The organism is Comamonas thiooxydans (assembly GCF_002157685.2).
Taxonomy (GTDB): domain Bacteria; phylum Pseudomonadota; class Gammaproteobacteria; order Burkholderiales; family Burkholderiaceae_C; genus Comamonas; species Comamonas testosteroni_H.
The window spans coordinates 900942-916176 of the sequence record NZ_AP026738.1; the positions used below are offsets into that span (position 1 = coordinate 900942).

A 15235-nucleotide genomic window follows, 5' to 3' on the forward strand; every position below is an offset into this window, starting at 1 on the left:
GATGTGGGTAGGAAGCATTGCAATGGAGATTTCAGATGTTGGTTGAAAATTGTCCTCTGTGTGCAAGCGATGGCGGTGCGCTGGTCTGGCACGGCGACAAGCTGCGTGTGATTCGCGCAGCGGAAGCTGGCTTTCCGGCCTTCTATCGCGTGGTCTGGAATGAGCATGCGGCCGAGTTCTCGGATCTGAGCGCAGCGGATCGCATTGTCTGCATGGATGCCGTGGCTCTGGTCGAACGTGTGCTGCGCGAGCAGCTGGCTCCTACCAAGATCAACCTGGCTGCGCTCGGTAATATGGTGGCGCATCTGCACTGGCATGTGATTGCGCGCTATGACTGGGACAGCCACTTTCCCGCTGCCGTCTGGGCTGCGGCCCAGCGCGAGCGCGATGAAGCCCGCGAAGCTGCGATTGCCCGCCAGCTGCCGCAGGTGGATGAAGTGCTGCAAAAGGCGTTGACCCTCTGGGCCGCGTGATGTTTTTCATCTCCGTCGGGAGATTCAAAGGGCAGCTTGAGGCTGCCCTTTTATGCATTGATTAGGAGAAAACCATGGCAGGACTGCAAGCCAACACTCCCACCCCCCAGTCGTTGACCGTGCATGGTGCGTCACGCGTGCTGGAGGTCTCTTATTCGGACGGCAAGACTTTCCGCATCCCGTTCGAGTTGCTGCGCGTGTACTCGCCTTCGGCCGAGGTGCAAGGCCATGGCCCGGGCCAGGAGGTGCTGCAGACCGGCAAGCGCGATGTGGGCATCAACACCATAGAGCCGGTCGGCAACTACGCCATCAAGCCCTTCTTCAGCGATGGGCATGAAAGCGGTCTGTATACCTGGGAATACCTCTACCAGCTGGGCAGCCAGCAGGATGCTCTGTGGCAGCAATATCTGCAGCGCCTCGAAGAGGCCGGGATGGATCGAGATACGCCCATGCCCGAGAAGGGCGCCAGCGGTCATGGCTGCAGCGTGCATTGAGCTTTGACTCCCAGGGGCTTGCATGTCGGCTCAAAAGCCGGCAGCAACGTCCCGTACACGCCACATAGCCCATGCGTACAGCACAGGGTTATTGAGGCTGGTGCTATATTTCCAATAGCTTGCAGCGCATGTGAAATAAGCGCTCAAGGCGAATTCTTTCAAAAAACCATAGTGCTTCAAAGCCTGTAGCTATACGGGGTTGTCGCTGTACGCGCAAGCACTGCCTGCTTAGCATTCTTTGTTATGAGCTCCACACACTTCGGATTCCAGACTGTTGATGAAAGCGAGAAGGCATCGCGCGTACGCGGTGTGTTCGACTCCGTGGCTTCCAAGTACGACGTCATGAACGATGTGATGTCGGGCGGCATGCATCGCGCCTGGAAGGCTTACACGTTGATGGTGGCCAACCTCAAGGAAGGCGACAAGGCGCTGGACATCGCGGGCGGCACAGGGGATCTGTCCCTGGCTTTTTCCAAGAAGGTCGGGGCCAGCGGTCAGGTGGTGCACACCGACATCAACGAAGCCATGCTGCGTGTGGGGCGCGACCGCCTGACCGACAAGGGCGTGATCCTGCCCACGCTGGTCTGCGATGCTGAAAAGCTGCCCTTTCCCGACAACTATTTCGATCTGGTCAGCGTGGCCTTCGGTCTGCGCAATATGACGCACAAGGATGCCGCGCTCAAGGAAATGAACCGCGTGCTGCGTCCTGGCGGCAAGCTGCTGGTGCTGGAATTCTCCAAGGTGGCCAAGCCCCTGGAGAAGGCCTATGACTGGTACTCGTTCAAGATTTTGCCGGCCATGGGCAAGATGATTGCCGGCGACGCCGAAAGCTATCGCTATCTGGCTGAGTCAATCCGCATGCACCCAGGCCAGAAGGAGCTCAAGGCCCTGATGCAGCAATGCGGCTTTGGCCATGTGGACTATCACAACATGACAGGAGGCGTCTGTGCCTTGCATGTGGGAATCAAGTGTTAAGTGCGCCCTGTGCGCAGATTTATAGCGACTTTCTATAAGAAGGGAGATGAGATGAAGAAACTTTGGTCAATCGCCTTGGTGGCAATGCTGGTGGTGGCACATGGTCAGGCCGATGCCAAACGCATGGGCGGTGGCTCATCGTTCGGCAAGCAGTCGGGCAACGTCACTCAACGCGAAGCATCTCGTGCTCCCGCTCAGAATACCCAGCAGGCTACGCAGCAGAGTGCGGCGCAGCAAAACCGTGCTGCTCCGCCTGCAGCGGCTCCGGCCGCTGCACCCAAGAAGCCATGGGGAGCCATGCTGGGCGGCCTCGCCGCAGGCCTGGGCCTGGCCTGGCTGGCCAACTCGCTGGGCATGGGCGAGGCCTTTGCCAATATGCTGATGTTCGGTCTGCTGGCCATGGTGATCATGGTGGTGGTCGGCATGATCATGCGCCGTCGCAAGGCAGCGCCTGCCGTGCAGAGCGCCAGCAGTCCATTCGCCTTTCAGGGTGCAGGCAATCTGGGCGGTGATGTGAATGCACCTCAGGCACGTCAGTACAACCCCGAAAAAGTGGGCAATGATGCGTCGGCTCGTCCTTGGGAACAGAACCATATTCCCGAAGCCGCAGCTGCAGCTGGCGGCTCCATGATCGGCTCTGCCCTGTCGGGTTCACAGAACTGGGGCGTGCCTGCAGACTTCGACGCCGAAGGCTTTCTCACGGCAGCCAAGCGCAACTTCGTGACGCTGCAGTCGGCCTGGGATAGGTCCGACATCACCACTCTGCGCTCCATGATGACCGACGAGATGCTCGCGGAAATCCGCAGCCAGCTGTCCGAGCGCGAGAGCCAGCGTGCCGGTGAACCCAACCACACCGATGTGCTGATGATTGATGCGCAGCTGCTGGGTATCGAAGATCTGGGTAATGGCTATATGGCCAGCGTCGAGTTCTCCGGCATGATCCGCGAAGAGGCATCGGCAGGCCCCAGCCCCTTCCGTGAAGTCTGGAACATGACCAAGCCCAAGAGTGGCACCAGCGGCTGGCTGGTGGCAGGCGTGCAGGCGCTGCAATAAGCACCGCCCCGCAGCGATGGTGCCGTCCCCCTAGGGGGGAAGGCGCAAAGCGCCACAGCGGGGGATTAATTTCATGAATAATCGGGGACTATGGCAACACAGTCCCCTTTTTCTTTTCTGGGCGGTCTCGTCGAACGCGTGATGGCCGGTCCCCAAGCTCCCGAATGGCTGGTGAGTGAAATGCACCAGCGTCTGGTGCTTTTCCTCAATCACGTGCTGATGCAGGAAAAAGAGGCCATGGATCGCCTCGTGCGCCAGAAGGGGCGTATTGCGCGCGTGCAATGGCGCCAGTATTCGGTCGCCTTGCTGGTCACTCCTGCCGGTCTGTTTGACGTGGCTCCTGCGGAGGCAGCACCCGATCTGATGCTGGAAGTCACGGAGACCTCTCCTTTGTCGCTGGCTCAGACGGCCTTGCGTGGCGACAAGCCCAGCATTCGCATCGAAGGCGACGTGCAGTTTGCCGCCGAGATCAATTGGCTGGTGGATAACGTCAAGTGGGATGTGGAGGAAGATCTGGCTCGCCTGATTGGCGATGTGCCGGCCCACACCATTGGCAAGGTGGCACGCACGGCCGCACAGGGGCTGCGTCAGTTCGTCGGCGCACGCATGGGCAGCAAGTCTGCCTCTGCTGCCGATGTTGCCAATCCTGCCGGCACGGCACCCGTGGCAGCCATGCCCGGGGCCGATTACACACAGCCATGAGCCGCTTTCTGCGAGGCTGGGCCATCCTCTGGGTGGTGTTTCGTTATGGACTCGACGAGCTGGTGCTCTCCGGGATTCCCCATCCGCGCCTGCGCAGCCTGCGCGGCGTGCTGACCTTCGGCCGCAAGCTGGACAAGCCACGTGGCGTGCGCCTGCGCGAAGCGCTGGAAGAGCTGGGACCCATCTTCGTGAAGTTCGGTCAGGTGCTGTCTACACGCAGCGACCTGATGCCGCCCGATGTGGCCGAGGAACTGGCCAAGCTGCAGGATCGCGTGCCGCCGTTCGATTCCCAGATCGCGGTGGACACCATCGAGCGTTCCTTTCGCAAGCCGCTGGAGCAGATCTTCATCAGCTTCGAGCGTGAGCCCGTGGCCAGTGCGTCCATCGCCCAGGTGCACTTTGCCAGGGTTCGCGACAAGTCTGGCGTCGAGCACGACGTCGCCGTCAAGGTGCTGCGCCCGGGCATGAAGTCCGTGATCGACAAGGATCTGGCGCTGATGCACATGATGGCGAGCTGGCTGGAAAAGCTCTCCCATGATGGCAAGCGCCTCAAGCCCAAGGAAGTGGTTGCCGAGTTCGACAACTATCTGCATGACGAACTGGACCTGATCCGTGAAGCCTCCAATGCCGCGCAGCTGCGCCGCAATATGGAAGGGCTGGATCTGGTGCTGATCCCCGAGATCCACTGGGATTACTGCCACACCGATGTGATGGTGATGGAGCGCATGAAGGGCGTGCCCATCAGCCAGGTCGAGCGCCTGCGCGAAGCCGGCGTGGACATCCCCAAGCTGGCGCGCGACGGCGTGACCATCTTCTTTACCCAGGTGTTCCGCGACGGTTTCTTTCATGCCGACATGCACCCGGGCAACATCATGGTCAGCCTGGAGCCCGATACCTTCGGGCGCTATATCTCGCTGGACTTCGGCATCGTCGGCACGCTGACCGAGTTCGACAAGGAATATCTGGCGCAGAACTTCCTGGCCTTCTTCCGCCGCGACTACAAGCGCGTTGCCGCCTTGCATGTGGAAAGCGGCTGGGTACCGGCCACGACGCGCGTCGAGGAGCTGGAGGCAGCCATCCGCGCCGTCTGCGAGCCTTATTTCGACCGGCCTCTGGCCGAAATCTCGCTGGGCATGGTGCTGATGCGCCTGTTCCAGACCTCGCGCCGTTTCCAGGTCGAGATCCAGCCCCAGCTGGTGCTGCTGCAAAAGACGCTGCTCAATATTGAAGGCCTGGGGCGTCAGCTCGACCCCAACCTCGATCTGTGGAGCACGGCCAAGCCGTTTCTCGAGAAATGGATGCTGGACCAGATGGGACCGCAGCGCCTATGGCATGAGCTGCAGGCGCAGGCACCGCGTTACGCCAAGATCCTGCCCGACATTCCGCGCGTGCTGCACCAGTATCTGTCCAGACATGGCGCCGGCAATGACAGCGAGGCCCTGCTCAAGGAGCTGCTGCAGCAGCAGAAAACGACCAACCGTTTGCTGCAGGCCATCCTCTGCGGCGGTATCGGTTTCGTCATCGGTCTGGTGGTGCTGCAGGTTCTGCTGCGCATCCGCTTCTGAGCTTTCCCTTTCTTTAGAGTTCGAGGAGTGCCAGCGTGCTGCTCTCATTGGTGATCGTCTACCTGTTAGTGACCATCGGCATTGGTCTGTGGGCCGCCAGACGCGTGAAGAACACGGCGGATTTCGCCATTGCCGGCCGTCATCTGCCGCTCTACATGATCATCACCACCACCTTTGCGACCTGGTTCGGGTCCGAGCTGGTGCTGGGCGTGCCTGCCAAGTTCATCGAAGGCGGGCTGCATGCGCTGGTGGAAGACCCGTTTGGCGCGGGCATGTGCCTGATCCTGGTGGGCGTCTTTTTTGCGGCCAAGCTCTACCGCATGAATCTGCTGACCATCAGCGACTACTACCGCTCGCGCTATGGCCGGGCTATCGAGGTGGTCTGCTCGCTGATCATCATGCTCAGCTATCTGGGCTGGGTCTCGGCCCAGGTCACGGCGCTGGGCCTGGTGTTCAACCTGCTCTCGGGCGGTGCCGTCAGCATTCCCATGGGCATGACGATCGGCGTGCTCTCCGTGCTGGTCTACACGCTGTTCGGCGGCATGTGGTCCGTGGCCGTGACGGATTTCGTGCAGATGATCATTCTGGTCGCCGGCCTGCTGATACTGGCCTTCTTTGCCGGTGACATGGCGGGCGGCGCGGGCAAGGTGGTCGATCTGGCCACCAGCCGGGATCTGTTCAAGTTCCTGCCCGAGCCTTCGCTGCATGAAATCGTTTTCTTCATCGGCGCTGCCGTGACCATGATGCTGGGCTCGATTCCGCAGCAGGACATCTTTCAGCGCGTGATGTCGGCAGACACCGAAAAATCGGCCGTGCGCGGCACCATCATCGGCGGTGCCTGCTATGTGATCTTTGCCTTCGTGCCCATGTTCCTGGTGGCCAGTGCGCTCATCATCATGCCCGCCGAAGCCACGGCCCTGCTGGCCGATGATCCGCAGAAGGTGCTGCCCACCCTGGTGATGGACAAGATGCCGTTCGCCATGCAGGTGCTGTTCTTCGGCGCGCTGCTCTCGGCCATCAAGTCCTGCGCTTCCGCCACCTTGCTGGCCCCCAGCGTGACCTTCACCGAGAACATCTGGCGTCAGTTCCGGCCCTATACCTCGGACAAGGACAATCTCAGGACCATGCGCATCAGCGTGCTGGTGTTCGCGGCCTGCGTGCTGGCCTATTCGATCGTCATGGAAGGCACGCCTATCTATGAGCTGGTCGCCAGTGCCTATCAGGTGCCGCTGGTGGGCGCCTTCGTACCGCTGGTGTTCGGCCTGTACTGGAAGCGCGCCACCACCCAGGGCGCCATCAGCGCCGTGGCGCTGGGCATAGGTGTGTGGCTGGTCTTCATGGTCACGCCCGCGCTCAACCAGGCTTTTCCACAGCAGCTGGCTGGTCTTTTGGCTGCTGTCTCCGGCATGCTGGCGGGCTCGCTGCTGCCACAGTGGATCAGCAACCATCACCGTGAAATCGAGTCCTTTACCGAGATCAAGGCCTGAGAGAGCAAACCAACGGCGCCGGGGCTTGCTTGCGCAGCGCAGCAAAACCAGGGGCGGCGCCTATAATTGAGGGTTTTTGCACTTTCCCCGTTTTTAGCGCTATGCCTATCTATGCATACAAGTGTGGCTCCTGCGGTCACGCCAAAGATGTGCTGCAGAAAATCTCGGACGCGCCGCTGACCGTGTGCCCAGCTTGCGGGGCCGAGGCCTTTTCCAAGCAGCTCACCGCTCCGGGCTTTCAGCTCAAGGGTTCTGGCTGGTATGCCACGGACTTCAAGAACAGCGGCAGCAAGCCGGCTGCAAGCACCTCTTCATCCAGTGACAGTGCCGCTGCACCTGCAGCAGCTGCCCCTGCGCCCGCCAATTCCTGAGGCTTACCCACACTATGTCTGCATTGCGCAAGTGGCTGATTGCCGGTTTGCTGGTCATCGTTCCCCTGGTGATCACGCTGGGCGTGCTCAACTGGATCATCGGAACGCTGGATCAGACGCTGGCCATTCTTCCCGAGGCCTGGCAGCCCGACAGATTGCTGGGCATGCATATTCCGGGCTTTGGCGTTATTCTGACCTTGCTGATTCTGCTGCTCGTGGGCGGCATTGCCAGTAATTTCATCGGCCGCAAGCTGGTGGGTTGGGGTGATGCGCTGGTGCGTCGCATTCCCGTGGTGCGCTCCATCTATTCCAGCGTCAAGCAGGTCTCGGACACTGTGTTCTCCGACAGCGGCAACGCTTTTCGCACGGCAGTGCTGGTGCAGTGGCCGCGCGAGGGCGTATGGACCGTGGCTTTCGTCACCGGCCAGCCCAGCGGTGAAGTGGCAGCTTTGCTGCGCGATGAATATGTGAGCGTCTTCGTGCCCACCACGCCCAACCCCACTGGGGGTTACTTCGTGCTGGTGCGCAAGAGCGAGTGCATCGAGCTGGAAATGAGTGTGGATGCGGCGCTCAAATACATTGTTTCGATGGGTGTGGTGGCTCCGCCAGACCTCGCCCTGATCGAAGAATCCAAACAAACAACCTTGTCGCACCCCTAAGGTGCAGGAAGAATTTTCATGGCAATGCGTTCTCAATACTGCGGTCTGGTGACCGAAGCCCAGATGGGCGAAACCGTGACCTTGTGCGGCTGGGTGAATCGCCGCCGTGACCATGGTGGCGTGATCTTCATCGACCTGCGCGACCGCGAAGGCTATGTGCAGGTGGTCTGCGATCCCGACCGCGCCGAGATGTTCAAGGTAGCCGAAGACGTGCGCAACGAGTTCTGCGTGCAGGTCAAGGGCGTGGTGCGTGCGCGTCCCGCCGGCACCACCAACGACAAGCTCAAGAGCGGCCAGATCGAAGTGCTGTGCCACGAGCTGAACGTGCTCAACGCGTCCGTCACGCCTCCTTTCCAGCTGGACGACGACAACCTGTCGGAAACCGTGCGCCTCACGAATCGCGTGATGGATCTGCGCCGTCCCGTGATGCAGCGCAACATGATGCTGCGCTACAAGACCGCCATCCAGGTGCGCAACTTCCTCGACAAGGAAGGCTTCATCGACATCGAGACTCCCATGCTGGGCAAGTCCACGCCCGAAGGCGCCCGTGACTACCTGGTGCCCTCGCGTGTGCATGACGGCGAATTCTTCGCGCTGCCCCAGTCGCCCCAGCTGTACAAGCAGATGCTGATGGTCTCGGGCTTCGACCGCTACTACCAGATCACCAAGTGCTTCCGCGACGAAGACCTGCGCGCTGACCGCCAGCCCGAATTCACGCAGATCGACTGCGAAACCTCCTTCCTGAACGAAGAGGAAATCCGCGCCATCTTCCAGCGCATGATCAAGGAAGTGTTCCAGACCCAGCTGAACGTGGATCTGGGCGAGTTCCCCATCATGACCTACCAGGATGCGGCCTTCCGCTTCGGTTCGGACAAGCCCGACCTGCGCGTCAAGCTGGAGTTCACCGAGCTGACCGACATCATGGGCGACGTGGACTTCAAGGTCTTCTCCACCCCCGCCACCACCAAGGGCGGCCGTGTCGTGGCCCTGCGCGTGCCCGGCGGCGCTGCCATCTCGCGCGGCGAGATCGACGGCTACACCGAGTTCGTCAAGATCTACGGTGCCAAGGGCCTGGCCTGGATCAAGGTCAACGACGCTAGCATTGGTGCTGGTGACGATCCGGAGAAGCGTTGGCCTGGTCTGCAGTCGCCCATCGTCAAGAACCTGCATGATGCTGCCTTGACCGAAATCATCAAGCGCACGGGTGCTCAAAGCGGCGACCTGCTGTTCTTCGGTGCCGACAAGGAAAAGATCGTCAACGACTCCATCGGCGCCCTGCGCCTGAAGGTCGGTCACAGCGAATTCGGCAAGAAGAGCGGTCTGTTTGAAGACCGCTGGGCACCGCTGTGGGTGGTGGATTTCCCCATGTTCGAGCATGACGAGGAAAACGACCGCTGGGCCGCTGTGCACCACCCCTTCACCTCGCCCAAGGATGGCCACGAAGAACTGATGGTGACCGACCCCGGCAAGTGCATTGCCAAGGCCTACGACATGGTCTTGAACGGCTGGGAACTGGGCGGCGGCTCGGTGCGTATCCACCGCGCTGACGTGCAAGCCAAGGTGTTTGCGGCGCTGAATATTACGCCTGACGAGCAGCGCGCCAAGTTCGGCTACCTGCTGGATGCTCTGCAGTATGGTGCGCCTCCTCATGGCGGCCTGGCCTTCGGTCTGGACCGTCTGATCACGCTGATGACGGGCTCCGACTCCATCCGTGACGTGATCGCCTTCCCCAAGACCCAGCGCGCCCAGGATCTGCTGACCCAGGCGCCTTCGCCCGTAGACGAGAAGCAGCTGCGCGAGCTGCATATCAAGTTGCGCAACGTGGCCGTGACGACCACCGAGGCTTGATTGCCAAGCCCCCTGTAAACAGCGCCGGTCGCTGTTCACACCCAGGCGCCAGTTCGCGAAAGCAGCTGGCGCTTTTTTGTCGCTTTTGAATCGGGAGCTGCTTGCACCGATCAATCTTGAAACTCAGATGGTTTTCAGTCTGAACTCAATGAATGGAAGGCGGCTACAGCTATGAATATTGATGGCTATCAAGCAGCAGGGCGACTCAGCCTGCTGTCATCCTGGCCGCGCTAATATGCTGCGATGGAAGTCAGGCCCTACAAGATTCCGCAGTCCGTGCTGGTTGTGATCTACCGTGAAGACGGGCAGGTGTTGCTGCTGCGCCGAAGCATTGCCGCGCCCGAGGGCGAGCCTTTCTGGCAATCCGTCACGGGCAGCAAGGACAGCCTGGACGAGGACTGGCATGAAACCGCCGTGCGCGAGGTGCTGGAGGAAACCGGCATCGATGCCCTGGCGCCGGACTGTTGCCTGACCGATTGGGAACTCGAGAACGTCTACGCCATCTATCCGCAATGGCTGCATCGTTACGCACCGGGCGTCAGTCATAACCAGGAGCGTGTCTTCGGCCTTCGTGTGCCACCTCACCTGACCGTGCACTTGAATCCCAGGGAGCACACCGCACATGATTGGCATGATTGGCGTGAGGCAGCCCAGCGCTGCTTTTCTTCTTCCAACGCAGAAGCTATTTTGCTGTTGCCGCGCTTCGAGCCGGCGCTGATCGAGCGCCGCTGCAGGCAACAGCCTTGAAACCAACAGTGCCTATGTCTGAAGTTCAGTTGTTTACGCCGCCAGAGCCGCAGATCCTGCGCGTGGCTACCTACAACATTCACAAGGGTGTGCAGGGCCTGGGTCCTGCCAGGAGGCTGGAGATTCACAATCTGGGACTCGCGGTGGAGCAGCTCGATGCGGACATCGTCTGCCTTCAGGAGGTTCGCAAGATGAACCGCAAGGAGGAGCAGTATTTCGATCGCTGGCCCAATGTGCCGCAGGCCGAGTATCTGGCTCCCGAAGGCTACGAGTCCGTCTATCTGACCAATGCCTACACCCGGGACGGCGAGCACGGCAATGCGCTGCTCAGCCGCTGGCCGGTGATCGGCTACCAGCACGAGGACATCTCTGACCATCGCTTCGAACAGCGCGGCCTGCTGCATGTGGAGCTGGACATCCACGGCAAGCGCGTGCACTCCATCGTCGTGCACCTGGGCCTGATTCCGGGCAGCCGCATTCGCCAGATTGCACTGCTGCAGCGCTTCATCGAGCGCGAGGTGCCGCCCAATGCGCCGCTGGTGGTGGCGGGCGACTTCAACGACTGGGGCAACCAGATCAAGCGCATGCTGGCGGGCTTCGGCCTGTTCGAGTACGAGGAGACGCAGGGCATTCTGACCTATCCTTCGCGGCTGCCGATTGCGCAGCTCGACCATATCTATGTGCGCGGCCTGACCCCGCTGGGGCTGCAGGTGCCTAAGGGGCGCATCTGGTGGCGCATGTCGGATCATCTGCCGCTGATCGCGGAGTTCAGGCTGTAGCAACCCTGAGCCCGGGAGGGCGCGACAGCCTCGCCGCGCTGCGGCGCTTGCTCGCTGTCGCTGGTCGGGTGCATGCCTATTTTGAGATTGCTCCTGAAACCATAGCTTCCAATGCCTTGTAAGCATGCATCTGGACGGCAAATCCTTTGTAGCTTCGGGAAGTTGATTCACTGGTACCATTCTTGGATGTTCAGAGATCTCGCCGACATGAAAAAAGACAACTCAGCCGAAGGAACACCCGTTTCGGTCAAGATCCGCGAGCGGCTGCAGGCAGCTAACAAACGTTTCCACGCCAACGACAACATTGCCGAATTCATTGAGCCCGGCGAGCTGGAGAAGCTGCTGGACGAGGTGCAGGAGAAGATGCAGGGCGTGCTCGACTCCATGGTCATCGACACCGTGCACGACCACAACACGCGCGCCACGGCCCGCCGTGTGGCCAAGATGTATGTGAATGAGGTGTTCCGCGGCCGTTATGTGCATCAGCCGGCCATCACCGAATTCCCCAACGCCGAACACCTGAATGAGCTGATGATCGTCGGCCCGATCACCGTGCGCAGCGCCTGCAGCCACCACCTGTGCCCCGTGATCGGCAAGATCTGGATCGGCGTGCTGCCCAACAAGAACACCAATGTGATCGGTCTGTCCAAGTACGCGCGTCTGGTGGACTGGATCATGGGCCGTCCGCAGATTCAGGAAGAAGCCATCATCCAGCTGGCCGACCTGATCATGGACAAGACTCGTCCCGACGGACTGGCCGTGGTCATGGAAGCCTCGCATTTCTGCATGTCCTGGCGCGGCGTGCGCGAGATGGATTCCAAGATGCTGAACTCCGTCATGCGCGGTGCCTTCCTCACCAACTCCGAACTGCGCCGCGAATTCCTGTCGCTCATAGCAGCTAGAAAATAAATGCCCCCTGTGGCGCTTTGCGCCTTCCCCCGAAGGGGGACGACACCTTCGCCGCGAGGCGGTTCTTGCTCGGTGTCTCTGGCCTGGGGCACGCTAGTTTGTGGGTTGTGTTCTGTGTTGAAAACTGATCTTTGGAAGGGCTGCGCGTCGCGCGGCCTTTTGCATTTCCGGCTCCCATGTCCCTGCAAGCGTTCACTCTCATCATCCTGGCCGGCCTGATCCATTCGGGCTGGAACATCGTGGCCAAGAAGGCCGGCGGGGATGCCCGCTTTTCGCTCTACACCGCCATCTGCAACGCCGTCATCTGGCTGCCGCTGGGCTGGTGGCTGGGCAAGGACGTGGTGCCGGGCTGGGGCTGGATGGAGTGGGCCTTCGTCACCGCCAGCGCCGTGCTGCATGTGGCTTATTTCGTGGTGCTGCTGCGCGGCTATCGCGTGGCCGATCTCACCGTGGTCTATCCGCTGGCGCGCGGCAGCGGGCCGCTGATCTCCTCGCTGGTGGCGGTGATCTTTCTCGGCGAGCAGATCTCCACACTGGGGGCTGCCGGCATTGCGGGCGTGGTGCTGGGCGTGTTTCTGATCGCGGGCGGCCCGCGCATGATTGTTGCCATTCGCGAGGGGCAGGATCTGGAGGCACGCCAGCGCGTGCTGTCCGGTCTCTACTACGGCCTGCTGACGGGCTTGTTCATTGCCAGCTACACGGTGGTGGACAGCTATGCCGTCAAGATGCTGATGATGTCGCCGATTCTGGTGGACTATATGGGCAATCTGATCCGCCTGGTGATTCTGGCGCCGCTGGCCGCCCGGGACTGGCCCGAGACCAAGCGCCTGTGGCATCTGCAGTGGCGCTATGCGGCCGTGGTGGCGTTTTTCAGCCCCATTGCCTATGTGCTGGTGCTGTATGCGGTGCAAAGCGCACCCATCTCCCATGTCGCGCCCGCGCGCGAGGTGTCCATGCTGTTCGCGGCCCTGATCGGCGGCAGGCTGCTGGGCGAGGGCGATCGAGCCCTGCGCATCGCCGGTGCCATCATGATCGCCCTGGGCGTGACCGCTCTGGGGCTGGGTTGAAATGGACGGATGTATCGCATAGGCTGGCGGCCGTTGCCGATGGATCGCAAGCCGCTGTATTTTTTGAAGAGAGCTGACAATGCCGACCTGGGAAGTCCTGATCACATTCTTTGGCGTGGCCCTGCTGCTGGGCCTGAGCCCCGGCCCCGACAATCTGTTTGTGCTGGTGCAATCGGCCCAGCGCGGCTGGCGCGTGGGGCTGTGCGTGGTGGCGGGCCTGTGTCTGGGCATTGTCGGGCACACGGCGGCGGTGGCACTGGGCTTGGCGGCCGTGGTGGCCGCATCGCCCATGCTGTTCACGGCGCTCAAGCTCTGCGGCGCTGCCTATCTGGCCTATCTGGCGTGGGGAGCCTGGCGTGCGCCCGTGCGTGTCGAGGAAACCGCCAAGGCGCAGACCGAGCCTGATGTACTGAGCCTGAGAGTCGCCCTGCGCTGGATGGGCCGCGGTGTGGTGATGAACCTCACCAATCCCAAGGTGCTGATCTTCTTTCTGGCCTTCCTGCCCCAGTTCACCGACCCGGCACGCGGCAGTGTCGCGCTGCAGGTCATGGTGCTGGGCTGCGTGTTCATGCTGGCGGCCTGGCTGGTGTTCGGCTCCATCGCCTGCTTCTCGGGCCTGTTCGGTCAGCTGCTGCAGCGCTCCGCCCGCGCCCAGCGCTGGCTCAACCGCATTGCCGCCACCGTCTTCGGCGCGCTGGCGCTGCGCCTGGTGATGGTGCAGAGGTAGCGAGGGGTCCAAAGCCTAGCGATGCTGGTGGCGAAACTCTTGTGTTTTTCCGCCGTATCCATAGGCCGCGGCACGCGCATCGATCAGATGCACATAGGAGACCTCGTGCAGCCTGGGCAGCAAGCCCGCCATGGTCTGGTGAACGGCCTCCAGATAGAGCGCTTTTTCCGCCTTGGTGTTGGTTTCGTCGGTGATGCTGATGCCCAGGTAGAACGAGCTATGGCCGGTTTCGGCCAGGGTCCGGCCGTCGATCCACCATGCATCGGCAGGCACATACCGAATGGAAATGGAGATGAGTTCGGGCTGCTTGTGCAGGATGTCCCGGGTCAGGCGCGCAATCTGCGAGCTGACTTCGCGGCTGAGCCGGGCATCGGCTTGTCCCGAGAGCTGGATGTCGATATGTGGCATGGACTTGTCCCTGGGTAGGTTGGTGAAGACAGCCTTATTCTGTGGACTCTCTATCCATTTGAAAAACGGAAAGATATGATTGATATATCCGGTTTTTCCGATGGATAGAACATGGCCTCTCTCGAAATTTCCCAGTTGAGAACCCTGATTGCGGTGAGCGAGGCCGGCAGCCTGACGGCGGCCGCACCCCGGTTGTTTCTGTCCCAATCTGCGGTCAGCGAGCAGATCAAGAAACTGGAGGATTGCGTGGGTGAGCAGCTGCTGCTGCGCGGCAAGGCCGGTGTGACGCCGACCGCCAGCGGTCTGCAGCTGCTCGAGCATGCCCGCCGCATCACGGCCATGGCCGACGAGGCGCTCCTGGACTTGCGTGGAGAGTCCCTGCGCGGACGGATCCGTCTGGCGGTGACGGACTACTTCAAGCCCGGCCTGCTGGCCCGGATGCTGAAGCAGCTGGCGCATATCCATCCTGGCGTGCGCATGGAGGTGAGCGTGTTGCGCAGCGTCGAGGTGCACGCAGCCGTGTCTTCAGGCCGCAGCGATCTTGGGCTGGTGATGTCGCTGGACAGCGCACAGACGCAGCTGCAGCCCATGGGCTCCAGTGAGGCGCTGGTGTGGGCCAGCGCGCCGGGCTGGCAGCAGGCAGGCCCGCTGCCGCTGTTGGTGCTGCCGCAGAGCTGCGCCTTGCACCAACTGGCAATCCGGGAGCTGGAGAAGCGGGCCATTGCGTATGAGATCGCGCATCAGGCCTCGGGCGTTGCAGGCCTGCAATCGGCCATCGCTGCCGGCCTGGGGGTGGCCTGCATCAATGCCTCGGCGCTGGGAGAAGGCGTGGTGCAGGTTCCGGCGGGGCTGAACCTGCCAGGCCTGCCCCCGGTCTGGTTTGGATTGCTGCCGGCGAAAGGCGAGGAGCCGGAACTGCTGGGGCAGGTGCGCGCGCTGCTGCTGCAGCATTGGTCGTTCTGAGCGAGGAC

At 61.5% G+C, this 15235-nt stretch carries 17 protein-coding genes; 16 read left to right on the plus strand and 1 reads right to left on the minus strand.

The annotated features are described in order from the left end of the window. Positions 1 to 35 precede the first annotated feature (35 nt). The 15 genes from CTR2_RS04090 (at position 36) to CTR2_RS04160 (ending at position 13856) form a co-directional block, all read left to right on the plus strand. On the plus strand, positions 36 to 473 hold the full coding sequence (locus CTR2_RS04090; RefSeq protein ID WP_087084978.1) for an HIT family protein: 438 nt from the start codon (positions 36 to 38) through the stop codon (positions 471 to 473). A 74-nt stretch (positions 474 to 547) separates the two neighbouring features. After that, on the plus strand, positions 548 to 967 hold the full coding sequence (locus CTR2_RS04095) for a gamma-butyrobetaine hydroxylase family protein (protein ID WP_087084977.1): 420 nt from the start codon (positions 548 to 550) through the stop codon (positions 965 to 967). A 243-nt stretch (positions 968 to 1210) separates the two neighbouring features. After that, positions 1211 to 1942: a bifunctional demethylmenaquinone methyltransferase/2-methoxy-6-polyprenyl-1,4-benzoquinol methylase UbiE gene (ubiE, locus tag CTR2_RS04100; protein WP_087084976.1), complete on the plus strand. Its 732-nt coding sequence runs from the start codon at positions 1211 to 1213 to the stop codon at positions 1940 to 1942. A gap of 51 nt (positions 1943 to 1993) precedes the next feature. Beyond that, positions 1994 to 2995, plus strand: coding sequence for a Tim44 domain-containing protein (locus CTR2_RS04105; protein WP_087084975.1), 1002 nt, complete (start codon positions 1994 to 1996; stop codon positions 2993 to 2995). Between the two features lie 90 nt (positions 2996 to 3085). Next, entirely contained in the window at positions 3086 to 3697 is a 612-nt protein-coding gene (locus CTR2_RS04110; protein WP_003065999.1) for a hypothetical protein, read from the plus strand. Next, on the plus strand, positions 3694 to 5262 hold the full coding sequence (ubiB, locus tag CTR2_RS04115) for a ubiquinone biosynthesis regulatory protein kinase UbiB (protein WP_034357575.1): 1569 nt from the start codon (positions 3694 to 3696) through the stop codon (positions 5260 to 5262). Before CTR2_RS04110 ends, ubiB begins: the two co-directional genes overlap by 4 nt. 35 nt (positions 5263 to 5297) lie before the next feature. Further along, entirely contained in the window at positions 5298 to 6749 is a 1452-nt protein-coding gene (locus tag CTR2_RS04120; RefSeq protein ID WP_087084974.1) for a high affinity choline transporter 1, read from the plus strand. A 101-nt stretch (positions 6750 to 6850) separates the two neighbouring features. Then, a complete protein-coding gene (locus CTR2_RS04125) occupies positions 6851 to 7120 on the plus strand; it encodes an FmdB family zinc ribbon protein (protein ID WP_039049629.1) in 270 nt (89 codons plus the stop codon). Positions 7121 to 7134: 14 nt separating this feature from the next. Next, positions 7135 to 7779 (plus strand): DUF502 domain-containing protein, encoded by a 645-nt coding sequence (locus tag CTR2_RS04130; protein WP_003058473.1) that lies wholly within the window; start codon positions 7135 to 7137, stop codon positions 7777 to 7779. Between the two features lie 18 nt (positions 7780 to 7797). Further along, positions 7798 to 9627 carry an aspartate--tRNA ligase gene (aspS, locus tag CTR2_RS04135; protein WP_087084973.1) on the plus strand — a complete coding sequence of 610 codons (1830 nt, stop codon included), beginning with the start codon at positions 7798 to 7800 and terminating at the stop codon, positions 9625 to 9627. A 243-nt stretch (positions 9628 to 9870) separates the two neighbouring features. Next, the gene (nudB, locus tag CTR2_RS04140) at positions 9871 to 10374 is read left to right on the plus strand and encodes a dihydroneopterin triphosphate diphosphatase (protein ID WP_087084972.1); all 504 of its coding nucleotides are present in this window, start codon (positions 9871 to 9873) and stop codon (positions 10372 to 10374) included. 14 nt (positions 10375 to 10388) lie between these two features. Beyond that, positions 10389 to 11153 carry an endonuclease/exonuclease/phosphatase family protein gene (locus CTR2_RS04145; protein WP_087084971.1) on the plus strand — a complete coding sequence of 255 codons (765 nt, stop codon included), beginning with the start codon at positions 10389 to 10391 and terminating at the stop codon, positions 11151 to 11153. A 186-nt stretch (positions 11154 to 11339) separates the two neighbouring features. After that, entirely contained in the window at positions 11340 to 12062 is a 723-nt protein-coding gene (folE, locus tag CTR2_RS04150; RefSeq protein ID WP_087084970.1) for a GTP cyclohydrolase I, read from the plus strand. A gap of 176 nt (positions 12063 to 12238) precedes the next feature. After that, the gene (locus CTR2_RS04155; protein WP_087085249.1) at positions 12239 to 13129 is read left to right on the plus strand and encodes a DMT family transporter; all 891 of its coding nucleotides are present in this window, start codon (positions 12239 to 12241) and stop codon (positions 13127 to 13129) included. Between the two features lie 79 nt (positions 13130 to 13208). After that, on the plus strand, positions 13209 to 13856 hold the full coding sequence (locus tag CTR2_RS04160) for a LysE family translocator (RefSeq protein ID WP_087084969.1): 648 nt from the start codon (positions 13209 to 13211) through the stop codon (positions 13854 to 13856). Between the two features lie 15 nt (positions 13857 to 13871). Here the strand turns inward: CTR2_RS04160 and CTR2_RS04165 are convergent, their stop codons facing one another. Continuing rightward, on the minus strand, positions 13872 to 14264 hold the full coding sequence (locus tag CTR2_RS04165) for a tautomerase family protein (protein ID WP_087084968.1): 393 nt from the start codon (positions 14262 to 14264) through the stop codon (positions 13872 to 13874). Positions 14265 to 14375: 111 nt separating this feature from the next. On the opposite strand from CTR2_RS04165, the gene CTR2_RS04170 reads away from it, so the two are divergent. Then, positions 14376 to 15227 (plus strand): LysR family transcriptional regulator, encoded by an 852-nt coding sequence (locus tag CTR2_RS04170; protein ID WP_087084967.1) that lies wholly within the window; start codon positions 14376 to 14378, stop codon positions 15225 to 15227. Positions 15228 to 15235: the final 8 nt, after the last annotated feature.

Excerpts from the sequence above, each read along its gene's own strand:
- CTR2_RS04155 (WP_087085249.1), top strand. The coding sequence starts at position 12,239 with ATGTCCCTGCAAGCGTTCACTCTCATCATCCTGGCCGGCCTGATCCAT.
- aspS (WP_087084973.1), top strand. The coding sequence starts at position 7,798 with ATGGCAATGCGTTCTCAATACTGCGGTCTGGTGACCGAAGCCCAGATG.
- CTR2_RS04145 (WP_087084971.1), top strand. The coding sequence starts at position 10,389 with ATGTCTGAAGTTCAGTTGTTTACGCCGCCAGAGCCGCAGATCCTGCGC.
- CTR2_RS04110 (WP_003065999.1), top strand. The coding sequence starts at position 3,086 with ATGGCAACACAGTCCCCTTTTTCTTTTCTGGGCGGTCTCGTCGAACGC.
- CTR2_RS04090 (WP_087084978.1), top strand. The coding sequence starts at position 36 with ATGTTGGTTGAAAATTGTCCTCTGTGTGCAAGCGATGGCGGTGCGCTG.
- CTR2_RS04160 (WP_087084969.1), top strand. The coding sequence starts at position 13,209 with ATGCCGACCTGGGAAGTCCTGATCACATTCTTTGGCGTGGCCCTGCTG.
- CTR2_RS04130 (WP_003058473.1), top strand. The coding sequence starts at position 7,135 with ATGTCTGCATTGCGCAAGTGGCTGATTGCCGGTTTGCTGGTCATCGTT.
- ubiB (WP_034357575.1), top strand. The coding sequence starts at position 3,694 with ATGAGCCGCTTTCTGCGAGGCTGGGCCATCCTCTGGGTGGTGTTTCGT.
- CTR2_RS04125 (WP_039049629.1), top strand. The coding sequence starts at position 6,851 with ATGCCTATCTATGCATACAAGTGTGGCTCCTGCGGTCACGCCAAAGAT.
- folE (WP_087084970.1), top strand. The coding sequence starts at position 11,340 with ATGTTCAGAGATCTCGCCGACATGAAAAAAGACAACTCAGCCGAAGGA.
- ubiE (WP_087084976.1), top strand. The coding sequence starts at position 1,211 with ATGAGCTCCACACACTTCGGATTCCAGACTGTTGATGAAAGCGAGAAG.
- CTR2_RS04165 (WP_087084968.1), bottom strand. The coding sequence starts at position 14,264 with ATGCCACATATCGACATCCAGCTCTCGGGACAAGCCGATGCCCGGCTC.
- nudB (WP_087084972.1), top strand. The coding sequence starts at position 9,871 with ATGGAAGTCAGGCCCTACAAGATTCCGCAGTCCGTGCTGGTTGTGATC.
- CTR2_RS04170 (WP_087084967.1), top strand. The coding sequence starts at position 14,376 with ATGGCCTCTCTCGAAATTTCCCAGTTGAGAACCCTGATTGCGGTGAGC.
- CTR2_RS04105 (WP_087084975.1), top strand. The coding sequence starts at position 1,994 with ATGAAGAAACTTTGGTCAATCGCCTTGGTGGCAATGCTGGTGGTGGCA.
- CTR2_RS04095 (WP_087084977.1), top strand. The coding sequence starts at position 548 with ATGGCAGGACTGCAAGCCAACACTCCCACCCCCCAGTCGTTGACCGTG.